At 66.0% G+C, this 12498-nt stretch carries 8 protein-coding genes; 3 read left to right on the plus strand and 5 right to left on the minus strand.

Annotation, left to right across the window (positions count from 1 at the left end; all coding sequences use genetic code 11):
- Window positions 1-25: 25 nt before the first annotated feature.
- The 4 genes from fusA to secA all read right to left on the minus strand — a co-directional run bounded on the left by fusA (window position 26) and on the right by secA (window position 6238).
- Window positions 26-2119 carry an elongation factor G gene (gene fusA, locus ABU113_RS07610; protein ID WP_454558905.1) on the minus strand — a complete coding sequence of 698 codons (2094 nt, stop codon included), beginning with the start codon at window positions 2117-2119 and terminating at the stop codon, window positions 26-28.
- A gap of 27 nt (window positions 2120-2146) precedes the next feature.
- Window positions 2147-2617: a 30S ribosomal protein S7 gene (gene rpsG / locus ABU113_RS07615; RefSeq protein ID WP_454558906.1), complete on the minus strand. Its 471-nt coding sequence runs from the start codon at window positions 2615-2617 to the stop codon at window positions 2147-2149.
- Between the two features lie 12 nt (window positions 2618-2629).
- Window positions 2630-3001 carry a 30S ribosomal protein S12 gene (rpsL, locus tag ABU113_RS07620; protein ID WP_454558907.1) on the minus strand — a complete coding sequence of 124 codons (372 nt, stop codon included), beginning with the start codon at window positions 2999-3001 and terminating at the stop codon, window positions 2630-2632.
- 462 nt (window positions 3002-3463) lie between these two features.
- The gene (secA, locus tag ABU113_RS07625) at window positions 3464-6238 is read right to left on the minus strand and encodes a preprotein translocase subunit SecA (protein WP_454558908.1); all 2775 of its coding nucleotides are present in this window, start codon (window positions 6236-6238) and stop codon (window positions 3464-3466) included.
- A gap of 269 nt (window positions 6239-6507) precedes the next feature.
- Here secA and ABU113_RS07630 point away from each other — a divergent pair, with 269 nt between their 5' ends.
- From ABU113_RS07630 to ABU113_RS07640, 3 genes are all read left to right on the plus strand, one after another.
- Window positions 6508-7014, plus strand: a complete 507-nt coding sequence (locus ABU113_RS07630) for a DUF2062 domain-containing protein (RefSeq protein WP_454558909.1) — start codon at window positions 6508-6510, stop codon at window positions 7012-7014.
- A 112-nt stretch (window positions 7015-7126) separates the two neighbouring features.
- Window positions 7127-8389, plus strand: coding sequence for a bifunctional glutamate N-acetyltransferase/amino-acid acetyltransferase ArgJ (argJ, locus tag ABU113_RS07635; protein ID WP_454558910.1), 1263 nt, complete (start codon window positions 7127-7129; stop codon window positions 8387-8389).
- Between the two features lie 182 nt (window positions 8390-8571).
- Window positions 8572-10410 carry a hypothetical protein gene (locus ABU113_RS07640; RefSeq protein WP_454558911.1) on the plus strand — a complete coding sequence of 613 codons (1839 nt, stop codon included), beginning with the start codon at window positions 8572-8574 and terminating at the stop codon, window positions 10408-10410.
- A 356-nt stretch (window positions 10411-10766) separates the two neighbouring features.
- Here ABU113_RS07640 and groL read toward each other — a convergent pair whose 3' ends face one another.
- Window positions 10767-12404, minus strand: coding sequence for a chaperonin GroEL (gene groL, locus ABU113_RS07645; protein WP_454558912.1), 1638 nt, complete (start codon window positions 12402-12404; stop codon window positions 10767-10769).
- Window positions 12405-12498: the final 94 nt, after the last annotated feature.

Genomic DNA, 12498 nt, shown 5'->3' on the forward strand with positions numbered 1-12498 from the left:
GGTCTCTGAAAAACGAGATCGCGTGTTACGCGAACTTCGCCTTGACTTCTTCCGCCACGTTGGCGGGGACTTCTTCGTAGTGGCTGAACTGCATCGTGTACTGCGCGCGGCCCTGGGTGAAGCCACGCAGCTGGTTCACGTAACCGAACATGTTGGCCAGCGGCACTGTCGCCGAGACAACCTGCGCGTTGCCGCGCGTGTCGGTGCCCTGGATCTGGCCACGCCGCGAGTTCAGGTCGCCGATGACGTCGCCCATGAAGTCTTCCGGCGTCACCACCTCGACACCCATGATCGGTTCCAGAATGGAAATGCCCGCCTTCTCGGCTACTTCGCGCATGGCGCCGCGGCCGGTGATTTCGAACGCCAGCGCGCTCGAGTCCACGTCGTGGTAGGCACCGTCAACGAGACGGATCTCGAAATCGATCAGCGGGAAGCCGATCAGCGTGCCCGAGGCCGCAACCTCGCGCATGCCCTTCTCGACGGACGGGATGTATTCCTTCGGAATCACGCCACCCTTGATGTCGTCGTGGAACACGATGCCGCTGCCGCGCTCGCCCGGCGCCACCTGCACCTTGACACGGCCAAACTGGCCCGAACCGCCCGACTGCTTCTTGTGGGTGTAGTCGACCTCGACGCTGCGCTTGAGCGTCTCACGGTAGGCCACCTGCGGCGCGCCGACATTGGCCTCGACCTTGAACTCGCGCTTCATGCGGTCGACGATGATCTCAAGATGGAGTTCGCCCATGCCCTTGATGATGGTCTGGCCGGACTCGTGATCCACCGAAACGCGGAAGCTCGGGTCTTCCTGGGCAAGACGGTGCAGCGCGGTGCCCATCTTCTCCTGGTCGACCTTGGTCTTCGGCTCGACGGCGACCTCGATCACCGGCTCCGGGAACTCCATGCGCTCCAGGATGATCGCCTTGTTGTTCACGCAAAGCGTGTCACCGGTGACCGTATCCTTCAGGCCGCAGATGGCGATGATGTCACCGGCGCGGGCTTCCTTGATATCCTCGCGGCTGTTGGCATGCATGAGCAGCATGCGGCCGATCTTTTCCTTCTTGTCCTTCGTCGAGTTGGTGACGACGGTGCCCGACTCCAGCGTACCGGAGTAGATGCGGACGAAGGTGAGCGAACCGACGAACGGGTCGTTCATGATCTTGAAGGCCAGGCCGGAGAACGGCGCTTCATCGCTGGCCTCGCGGGTGTCCGTCTCGCCGTTGGGCAGCACGCCCTGCACGGCCGGGATGTCCAGCGGGCTCGGGAGATAGTCGACAACGGCGTCGAGCAGCGGCTGGACGCCCTTGTTCTTGAACGACGAACCACACAGCACCGGCACGAAGTCGAACGCGATGGTACCCTTGCGGATGAGCGCCTTCAGCGTGGCGACATCCGGCTCGTTGCCTTCGAGGTAGGCCTCCATCACCGCGTCGTCCTGCTCGACCGCGAGCTCGATCAGCTCGGCCCGCGCGGCCTCGGCGGCGTCCTTCATGTCAGCCGGAATGTCCTGATACTCGAACTTGGCGCCCAGCGACTCTTCCAGCCACACGATGGCGCGGTTGTTCACCAGATCGACGAGACCCTTGAAATCGCTCTCGATGCCGATCGGCAGGTACAGCACGGCGGTGCGAACACCCAGGCGGTCCTGGATCATCTTCACGCAGCGATCGAAGTTGGCGCCCGTGCGATCCAGCTTGTTGACGTAGCACATGCGCGGCACGCGATACTTGTCGGCCTGGCGCCACACGGTCTCGGACTGCGGCTCGACACCCGCCACGCCGTCGAACGCGGTGATCGCGCCGTCCAGCACGCGCAGGCTGCGCTCGACCTCGATGGTGAAGTCGACGTGACCCGGGGTGTCGATGATGTTGATCCGGTGCTCCGGACCCTTGCCCTCGTCAGCGCGCCAGAAGCAGGTGGTGGCGGCCGACGTGATGGTGATGCCGCGCTCCTGCTCCTGCTCCATCCAGTCCATGGTGGCGGCGCCGTCGTGGACTTCGCCGATCTTGTGGGACTTGCCGGTGTAGTAGAGGATACGCTCGGTCGTCGTCGTCTTGCCGGCGTCGATGTGCGCCATGATACCGATGTTACGGTAGCGCTCGAGCGGAGTGGTGCGGGCCATTGGTCCGGTCCTAGTCTAAAACTGCAATTACCAGCGATAGTGCGAGAAGGCGCGGTTGGCTTCCGCCATCCGGTGCGTGTCCTCGCGCTTCTTCACGGCGGTGCCGCGATTGTTCGCGGCGTCGATCAGCTCGGCCGACAGACGGGCCGCCATGGTGTTTTCCGAGCGGTTGCGCGCGGCCTGCACCAGCCAGCGGATGGCCAGCGCCTGCGAGCGCTCCGGACGAACCTCGACCGGCACCTGATAGGTGGCGCCACCGACACGGCGGGAACGCACCTCGATGCCCGGACGCACATTGTCCAGCGCGTTGTGGAACACGTCGATCGGCTCGCGCTTCAGGCGGGTCTCGATGGTGTCGAGGGCGCCGTAGACGATCGCCTCGGCGACCGACTTCTTGCCGTCGAGCATGACGCTGTTCATGAACTTGGTGAGCACGATGTCCCCGAACTTCGGATCGGGGAGAACTTCGCGCTTTTCGGGACGACGACGACGAGCCATCTCGATAACTCCTTACTTCGGACGCTTGGCGCCGTACTTGGAACGGCTCTGCTTACGGTTCTTGACGCCCTGGGTATCCAGCACGCCGCGCAGGATGTGATAACGCACACCCGGCAAGTCCTTCACGCGGCCGCCGCGGATCAGCACCACCGAGTGCTCCTGGAGGTTATGACCCTCACCCGGGATGTAGCCGATGACTTCGTAGCCGTTGGTCAGACGCACCTTGGCGACCTTGCGAAGCGCCGAGTTCGGCTTCTTCGGGGTGGTCGTATAGACGCGGGTGCAGACGCCGCGCTTTTGCGGGCAGGCTTCCATCGCCGGCACCTTGTTGCGGGCCTTCTGCGGTTCGCGTCCCTTGCGGACCAGCTGGTTAATCGTCGGCATTCTTACAGCCTCACAGTTCCAAATTGCATCTTCGACAATGGCCTGAACATAAAAAAAGCGGACGCCACGGTAGGCCTCCCCTCCGGCCTACCTGGCCAGCTCAAGTCACCATCAATTTGTCAGCTCTCAAGCTCGTGCCAGGGCAGCGTTTCGGACGTGCGCCGACCACCAACCCGCGAGCGACGGCGGCTTATAGGTCCACCGCCCCGCCCCGTCAACGGGATTCTTGCGGCGCGGGCGCCGGAACAGCCCGCTTTGAGGCGGTTATCAACCGCCCCGCACCCGCCAGGGCGGCATCCGCGGGGACGAACTCGTCAGTGCCGCGAGACCGCGCGCCTGCACGGGTGGCAGGACCGCTCGGCGGGTCTCCAACGTGGTCGTTACGGCGCTACCACAGGGGCAAAACGCGCTCATGCCGCCGCCGGCCGCCGAGTCCCGGCGGGTACGGCGCTATCCGAGGCGTCAGTCGCGGCCGTGGCAGTGCTTGTACTTGAGATTCGAGCCACACGGACACGGCGCATTGCGCGAAACGAATCGGCTCCAGGTGGCGGGATCGGCCGGCACGTAGCCCTCGCCGAAATCGTCAGCGAGGCTCGCCGCCGCGGCGACCTCCGCATCGGTAAGCGGGCCGGCGGTCAGCAGCACCGATGGCAGGGCGCCAAACGGCGATTCGCCCCCCGCCTCATTCTCTCCGGTGAACGGGTCGAGATGGGTGGTCACGAACTCGCTGGGCTCCTCCAGCGGCGCCGGCGCCGCCTGGAACTGGACCTTGGCCGACATCTCGGACACGTTCTCGCGCACCGCGACCAGCATCCGCTCGAACAGCGCGAAGGCTTCCGACTTGTACTCGTTGAGCGGGTTGCGCTGGGCATAGGCCCGCAGGTGGATAACCTGGCGCAAGGCATCGAGCGTCGCCAGATGCTCCTTCCAGTGATGGTCGATGGCCTGCAGCAGCAGGCTTTTCTCGACCCGCGTCCACAGTTCCCCGCCCAGCGCGGCGATTTTTTCCTCGACCTGGGCGACGGTGGCGGCGTTCAGCCGCTCCACCAGCATCTCGCTGGTGACCGCCTGTTCCTTGATCCACTCCTCGAACGGCAGATCAAGGCCGAAGATTCGCTGCACGTCGTCCTTCAGTCCGGCGATGTTCCACTGCTCGGGGTAGGAATTGGGCGGGCAGGCGGCGGCGACAATGCCGTTCACGGTCTCGACGCGCATGTCGGAGACCACATCCGACACCGAGTCGGAGATCATGATGTCACGACGCTGCTCATACACCACCTTGCGCTGGTCATTCATCACGTCGTCGTACTGCAGCAGCTGCTTGCGGATGTCGTAGTTGCGCGCCTCGACCTTGCCCTGCGCCTTCTCGATCGCCTTGTTGATCCAGGGGTGGATGATGGCCTCGCCTTCCTGGAGGCCCAGCCGCACCAGCATGGCATCCATGCGGGTCTGGGGGCCGAAGATGCGCAGCAGATCGTCCTGCAGCGACAGGTAGAACTTCGACAGGCCGGGGTCGCCCTGGCGACCGGAACGGCCGCGCAGCTGATTGTCGATGCGCCGGCTCTCGTGGCGCTCGGTACCCAGCACGAACAGGCCGCCAGCGGCGAGCACCTCGGCCTTCTCCGTCTCGATCTCGGCCTTCACCCGCGTCCGCGTCGCCTCGATCTCGGCCGGGTCGGTCAGGTGGCTGTATTCGTCCATCATGCGGAAATCGATGTTGCCGCCGAGCTGGATGTCGGTGCCGCGACCGGCCATGTTGGTGGCGATGGTCACCGCGCCCTTGCGGCCGGCCTGGGCGACGATATGCGCTTCCTGCTCGTGGTAGCGGGCGTTGAGCACCGTGTGGGCAACGCCTTCCTTGTGCAGATACTCGCTGAGCAGTTCCGATTTTTCGATCGACACCGTGCCCACCAGCACCGGCTGACCGCGCTCCTGTGCTGCCCGGATGCCCTTGACGATGGCGGCGAACTTCTCCTGCGCGGTGCGGTAGAATTCGTCATGCTCGTCCCGGCGCTCCACCGGCACGTTGGTCGGGATCTCGACCACGTTGAGCTTGTAGATGTCGAAGAATTCCTGCGCTTCCGTGGCCGCCGTGCCGGTCATGCCGGCCAGCTTGGGGTACATGCGGAAGTAATTCTGGAAGGTGATCGAGGCCAGCGTCTGGTTCTCCGGCTGGATGTCGACGCCTTCCTTGGCCTCCACCGCCTGGTGCAGGCCATCCGACCAGCGGCGGCCATCCATCATGCGCCCGGTGAACTCGTCGATGATGACGACCTTGCCGTCCTTCACGATGTAGTCGGTGTCGCGCTGGAAGATGACGTTGGCACGCAGCGCCTGGTTCAGGTGGTGCACGACCTGCGTGTTCTCGAAATCGTACAGATTGGAGGACTTGAGCAGATCCGCCGCCTCCAGCATTCGCTCGACCTTCTCGGTGCCGTCTTCGGTCAGGGTGACCGAACGCTGCTTCTCGTCCATTTCGTAGTCTTCACGGACGAGCTGCTTCACCACCGCGTTCACCGCCATGTACAGCTCCGACTTGTCCTCGGTGGGGCCGGAGATGATGAGCGGGGTGCGCGCCTCGTCGATCAGGATCGAGTCCACCTCGTCGACGATGGCGAAATTGAACGGCCGCTGGACCATATGGTCGAGCGCGTACTTCATGTTGTCGCGCAGATAGTCGAAACCGAACTCGTTGTTGGTGCCGTAGGTGATGTCGCAGGCATAGGCCGCGCGACGCTCCTCGTCGGTCAGCCCGTGCATGATCTTGCCGACCGTCAGCCCGAGGAAATTGTGGACCCGGCCCATCCAGTCGGCGTCGCGGGTGGCCAGATAGTCGTTCACCGTGACGACGTGGACACCCTTGCCGGCCAGCGCGTTGAGATAGGTCGGCAGGGTGGCGACCAGGGTCTTGCCCTCGCCGGTCTTCATCTCGGCGATCTCGCCGCGGTGAAGCACGATGCCGCCGATCAGCTGCACGTCATAGTGGCGCTGGCCGAGCACGCGCCGGGCGGCCTCGCGCACGGTGGCGAAGGCCTCCGGCAGCAGATCGTCAAGGCTCTCGCCATTGGCCAGCCGGGCCTTGAACAGCTCGGTCTGCTGCTTGAGCTGGTCGTCCGACATCGCCGAAATCTGCGGTTCCAGCGCATTGATCCTGGCAACGATCGGCCGCAGCGACTTCACATAGCGATCATTGGATGTACCGAAGATGCGCCGTGCGATCGCGCCAAAACCCAACATGGATGAACCTCAAAGACTGGGTGAAGCGGGCTGTTTAGCGAAACCAGCCCTCGACGAATAGTCCCCCGACAGACTGCACGCAGATAAGGAGCAGGGACACGGGTGTCAACGGAGCGGCGCGCACGACGGTGTGTTCATCGCCCGTTCATTGACGCAGCGCACAATCAACCCGACATAGTGAACATGGATCGCCGCGACATCGTAACGCCTCGGTTACTTTTCGCTGGCACTGTACAATGCAGTTTCAAGCGGGTGCTCAAGGGACGGGAATGCCGAAGTCCTTTTTCAAGAAGCGGATGCCGGATGCCGACACGATGCTCAAGTCGCGTTGGCTGAAGCCGTTTGCCCGCTATCTGGCCCACGCACCGCTGTGGCATCTCAATCGCCGGTCGGTCGCCCGCGGCGTTGCCATCGGGCTGTTCTTCGCCTTCGCAACCCCCATCGCCCAATCGCTTTTCGCCGTCTTCGCCTCGGTGCCCCTGCGCGCCAACATCGGCGTGGCGACGCTGAGCACCTTCGTCACCAACCCGCTGACAACCCCGCCAGTACTGATTTTCGCCCATCAGGTGGGGAGTTGGATTCTGGGCAGGTTCGGCCATGCCGCGCCGCCGGTGGAAGCAGCTGCCTCGTGGTGGTCGCAGGTCAGCGCGGTTGCCGGCACCACCGCGATCGGCCTGGCCCTGTTCGCCACCGTGGCGGCCGTCACCGGCTATCTGCTGGTTGATGGCCTGTGGCGGCTGCACCTGGTCAAGCGCTGGCAGGCCCGCCGCGGCTGAGACCTGCCGGGGCGGGCGCTCGTCGCTTGCCCCGCGCGAGGCCCCCTTCCTCCTTGATTGTCATTGATTTGCCAGCGCGCGAAATTAGTGTCGCGCGCCAACGCCCTCTTTCATGGATCGACCAATGGCCAAGGATCTCGCCCCGTCCCCGCTGGCGCCCGCGCGCTTCCCCAACCTGCTGCCGGTCGCCGGCGTGCAGCTCGGCGCCACCTATGCCGGCATCCGCTACAAGCCGGGCCGCAACGACACGCTGGTCGCCACCTTCGCCGAGGGCACGACGGTCGCCGGCGTCTATACCAAGTCACTGACGGCGAGCCCGGCCATCCACTGGTGTCGCGAGGCCACCGCCGCCAGCGGCGGCCAGGCGCGCGCGCTGATCGTGGTTGCCGGCAACTCGATCGCCGGCACCGGCGCCGCGGGGGCGGCCGCCTGCCAGGCGATCGCCGAGGCGATGGCGGGTGAACTCGGCGTGCCGGCGGCGATGGTGCAGTTCGCCGCCACCGGCGTCATCGGCGAGCCCTTCCCCACCGACCGACTGACCGCGGCCCTGCCGGCGGCGCTCGCCACCCGCGGCACCACCGGCTACGAAGCAGCGGCGCGCACCATCATGACCACCGACACCTTCCCCAAGGGCACCAGCCAGGTCGCCCGCATCGACGGTCACGACGTGGTGATCTCGGGCTTCGTCAAGGGCTCGGGGATGATCATGCCCAACATGGCGACCATGCTGGGCTACCTGTTCACCAACGCCGCCCTGCCGCATGACGTGCTGCAAACGCTGCTCAGCGCGGCGGTGGAGCGCACCTTCAACTGCATCACCGTCGATGGTGACACATCGACCTCCGACACCATCCAGCTGTTCGCCACCGGCCAGAACGTCAAGCACGCCGCCGTGACCGACGCCGCCGACCCCCGGCTCGACGACTTCAAGGCCAAGCTGGAGGCCGCCTGTCTGGAACTGGCGACCCTGGTGGTGAAGGACGGCGAGGGCGCGCAGAAGTTCGCCACCATCAACGTCACCGGCGCACTGAGCTTCGAGGACGCCCGAACCCTGGGGCTCGCCATCGGCAACTCGCCGCTGGTCAAGACCGCGCTCGCCGGCGCCGACGCCAACTGGGGCCGCATCGTCATGGCGGTAGGCAAGGCCGGCCCGCGCATCGACCCGGATCGCCTCAGCGTCGCCTTCGGCGGCACCGTGATCTGCCGCGACGGCATGCGGGTGGACGGCTATGACGAGGCGCCGGTGGCGGCGCACCTCGCCGGCCGCGACGTCGTCATCGACGTCGATGTCGGCGTCGGGCGGTCAAGCGCCACCGTCTACACCTGCGACCTCACGCACGGCTACATCAGCATCAATGGCGACTATCGCAGCTAGAACAGGCAGCGCCGGCACGACGGGAACAACGTGAGCGGGTACACGTGACGCCGCCTCACCACTCGGTTCGTCGCGCTTGCGTTTCACCAGCGTATCAAGGACACTCCTCTCCGGTCGCATAACGTCAATTGCCAAGGGTCGAGATTGCAACGGGAATACCCGGCGATCCATGCGTGAACGGAATGCCTGACGAACCAACACGACCGGGGCCGCCCCCCGGCGCCTCGACCACTGACCGTCAGCTGCCAGGGGATGTGCTGTTCCCGGCAATGTCGCGTGTCGTCGCCGCGCTCTATGCGTTCGCCGCCGACCCGGACCGCTGGGACGAACTGGTCGACGTGCTGGCCGATCTGCCCGAGGAATCGGCTCTGTCAGCCGAAGTCGCCTCGGCGCTGACCCCCCACCTGACCCAGGCGGTGCAGATCGCCGAGCGGTTGTCGCCCGATCTGCCACCGCCGGCGACACTGCCGCTGTGCGGGCTGGTGCTGGATGCCGACCGCCGCCTGCTGATGACGTTCGGCGACATCGGTCCGCTGTGCGAGCGCCTGATCGCCCCGCCGGTGAAAAGCGCCCGGCTGCAGTTTCTCGACAGCGAGAACGAGGCGCGCCTGCGTGCCGCCATCGCCGACCTGCCCCCTGTCGGCGGGTCGTCGCTGCTGCAACTCTATGACGGCGCGGATCGCGCCTTGCGACTGGCGGTGGTGGTGCGCGTGGATGCCGACCGCCGGCGCCAGCTCGATCTCGGCCCAGGCGGTCCGGTGCCGCCGGCCGGCGCCCTCGCCATCCTGCTGCCCGGCGGCTCGCCGGCCATGCGTTCCGATGCCCTGCTGCGCGACGGCTTCGGCCTGACGGCGGCGGAAACCCGGCTGGTGCGCCAGCTGGAAGACGGTCTGTCGCTCCAGGAAGCCGCTGGTGTGCTCGGCATCCGCCTCAACACCGCGCGCAACCAGTTGAAGTCGGTGTTCGACAAGATGGGCGTGCGCCGGCAGAGCGAGTTGGTGAAGCACCTGATGGAGCTCGCCACCATCGCCCGCTACATGCCCGGCAACGCACCGGCCGGCCCGCCGCCACGCCGCACTCCCGGCGATCAGGCCGGTGGCGAGACGCTGCGGCGCCACGGGCTGCCTGACGGTCGTCAGCTGAGCTACCGCCGCTATGGCCGGCCGGGCGGCCGGCCGGTACTGGCGCTGCATATGTGGGGTGGCGCGACGCTGCTGCCACCGGGCACCCCGGCGCTGGCGGAGCGCCTGGATCTAGACCTCGTGTCGGTTGCCCGCCCCGGCTATGACGGCGCCTCCCCGGTCGCCGACATGAACGTCACCGATCACGCCGCCGACCTCGGCCATCTGCTGGACACGCTGGCCATGCCAACCACCCAGATACTGGCGATATCGGCCGGCGCGGCCTACGCGCTGGGCCTGGCGCTGGCAGCGCCGGCGCGGGTCGAACGGCTGTTCCTGCTGACGCCGCGCCCCACCGGCCGCGACAACTGGCGCGGCGGCGAACGCACCGGCTGGCATCATTTCCGCGACTATCTGGTGCGCTTCCCCGGTGTTGCCGACGCCATGGGCGGCGTCATCAGCCGGACCATGACCCGGGAATCCATCGTCCGCACCATCCGCCGGCTCGAACAGGGCTGCGCCAAGGACCAGCAGTTCTTCGCCGACCATCCGGAGCACTTCAACTATCTGGTCGATGTCATGTACGGCGCCGTGAAGCAGTCGATGGCGGGGATGCGGGACGAGCTGAAATACTCCGCCCGCGATGACCGTCTCGACCTCGCCGACCTGGCGCCGCCGCTGACGATCTGGCACGACTCCGAGGACCCGGTGATCCCGGCCGACGCCTTCCTGCGCCAGCTGCCGGCCACGCTGCAACCGGACCTCCGCCTGTTCGACGGCCCTGGTCATTATCTGTGGGTGCGGCGCTGGCAGGATATCCTGCGTGCCCTCGCGGACTGGCCAGCCGCGACCCGGCAGGGACCCGACAGCCGTGTGGCCGGCCAGCCCTTGACGGCATGACTCCCGCATAGCCCAATTGGGTCATGCGACAAACCGTTGGGCGCACTATAAATCCAACGAAATCCGGTGGTTGTTCGTGATGACAGGTGCGACGCAGGCCGCCGGAAAACAGCCACTTCACCCATCTGACGAATCGGGTGGTTCAGCAGGCCACGACCGGCAGCGGCGAATCTCGACCCATTTGCCACTGCTGCCAGCGGCCACTCGCACCTTCAGGCCACCGGCTCCCCGGTGGCTTTTTTTTTTGCAGTGTTGCCGCCCCCCACCGGCCGGTACAACCGGCCTGAAACAGCCGCGGCCAAACAAAAGCGGCGGGGTTGCCCCCGCCGCTCTCGTTCAGCGCTGATCGGCCGGACTTAGAAGTCCATGCCGCCCATGCCGCCGCCCGGCATCGCCGGCATCGGCGTATCGTCCTTCGGCAGCTCGGCGATCGTCGCCTCGGTGGTGATCAGCAGGCCGGCGACGGACGCCGCATCCTGCAGCGCGGTACGCACCACCTTGGTCGGATCGATGACGCCCGACTTCACCAGATCCTCGTACTTCTCGGTCTGGGCGTTGAAGCCGAAGTCCGTGCTCTTCTGCTCCAGCAGCTTGCCGGCGATCACCGCGCCGTCGAAGCCGGCGTTCTCGGAGATCTGACGTACCGGCGCCTGCAGCGCGCGACGGATGATGTCGATGCCGCGGGTCTGGTCGTCGTTGGCGCCCTTGGCCTTGTCCAGCGCGCGGGTGGCATAGAGCAGCGCGGTGCCGCCGCCGGCGACCACACCTTCCTCAACCGCGGCGCGGGTGGCGTGCAGGGCGTCGTCGACGCGGTCCTTGCGCTCCTTCACCTCGACCTCGGTGGCGCCGCCGACCTTGATCACCGCGACACCGCCGGCGAGCTTCGCCAGCCGCTCCTGCAGCTTCTCGCGGTCATAGTCGGAGGTGGTCACCTCGATCTGGGCGCGGATCTGCTCGACGCGCGCCTTGATGTCGACCGGCTTGCCGGCGCCGCTGACGATCGTGGTGTTGTCCTTGTCGATCGTCACCTTCTTGGCGCGGCCGAGCATGTTCAGCGTCACGGTCTCAAGCTTGATGCCGAGGTCTTCCGAGATCATCTGACCGGCGGTCAGGATCGCGATGTCCTCCAGAATCGCCTTGCGGCGATCGCCGAAGCCCGGCGCCTTCACCGCCGCGACCTTCAGGCCGCCGCGCAGCTTGTTGACCACCAGGGTCGCCAGCGCCTCGCCCTCGACGTCCTCGGCGATGATCAGCAGCGGCTTGCCCGACTGCACAACGGCCTCGAGAATCGGCAGCATCGACTGCAGGTTCGACAGCTTCTTCTCGAAGATGAGGATGTACGGGCTGTCCAGCTCGACCAGCATCTTCTCCGGGTTGGTGATGAAGTACGGCGACAGGTAGCCGCGGTCGAACTGCATGCCCTCGACGACGTCGAGTTCGCTGTCGAGACCCTTGGCCTCCTCGACGGTGATGACGCCTTCCTTGCCGACCTTGTCCATCGCCTGGGCGATCATCTTGCCGATCTCGGATTCACCGTTGGCGGAGATGGTGCCGACCTGGGCGATCTCGGCCGAGTTCTTCACCGGGCGCGAGCGCTTCTGCAGGTCGTCGATGACCTTGGCAACGGCCAGATCGATGCCGCGCTTGAGGTCCATCGGGTTCATGCCGGCGGCCACCGACTTCATGCCCTCACGCACGATCGCCTGGGTCAGCACGGTGGCGGTGGTGGTGCCGTCGCCGGCCAGGTCGTTGGTCTTCGAGGCGACCTCGCGGACCATCTGCGCGCCCATGTTCTCGAACTTGTCCTTCAGTTCGATTTCCTTGGCGACAGTGACGCCGTCCTTGGTGATGCGCGGGGCGCCGAACGACTTCTCGATGACCACGTTGCGGCCCTTGGGACCCAGCGTCACCTTCACCGCGTCGGCCAGGATGTCGACGCCGCGCAGGATGCGCTCACGCGCGTCGCGCGCGAACTTAACTTCTTTGGCTGCCATGTTTCAGCTCCTTGAAAATCTCGTGGGGACTGGTCGCGTGGGCGACCAGGTTACTTCTTGGGACGACCGCGCTTGGCGGGGGCGGCCTTGGCGG

The sequence above is a fragment of the Parapedomonas caeni genome (assembly GCF_041060555.1).
Classification (GTDB): domain Bacteria; phylum Pseudomonadota; class Alphaproteobacteria; order Sphingomonadales; family Sphingomonadaceae; genus CAUJIW01.

Coding starts and splice junctions, on each gene's coding strand:
- ABU113_RS07630 (WP_454558909.1), top strand. CDS start 6,508: ATGCCGAAGTCCTTTTTCAAGAAGCGGATGCCGGATGCCGACACGATG.
- rpsL (WP_454558907.1), bottom strand. CDS start 3,001: ATGCCGACGATTAACCAGCTGGTCCGCAAGGGACGCGAACCGCAGAAG.
- ABU113_RS07640 (WP_454558911.1), top strand. CDS start 8,572: ATGCCTGACGAACCAACACGACCGGGGCCGCCCCCCGGCGCCTCGACC.
- argJ (WP_454558910.1), top strand. CDS start 7,127: ATGGATCGACCAATGGCCAAGGATCTCGCCCCGTCCCCGCTGGCGCCC.
- fusA (WP_454558905.1), bottom strand. CDS start 2,119: ATGGCCCGCACCACTCCGCTCGAGCGCTACCGTAACATCGGTATCATG.
- secA (WP_454558908.1), bottom strand. CDS start 6,238: ATGTTGGGTTTTGGCGCGATCGCACGGCGCATCTTCGGTACATCCAAT.
- rpsG (WP_454558906.1), bottom strand. CDS start 2,617: ATGGCTCGTCGTCGTCGTCCCGAAAAGCGCGAAGTTCTCCCCGATCCG.
- groL (WP_454558912.1), bottom strand. CDS start 12,404: ATGGCAGCCAAAGAAGTTAAGTTCGCGCGCGACGCGCGTGAGCGCATC.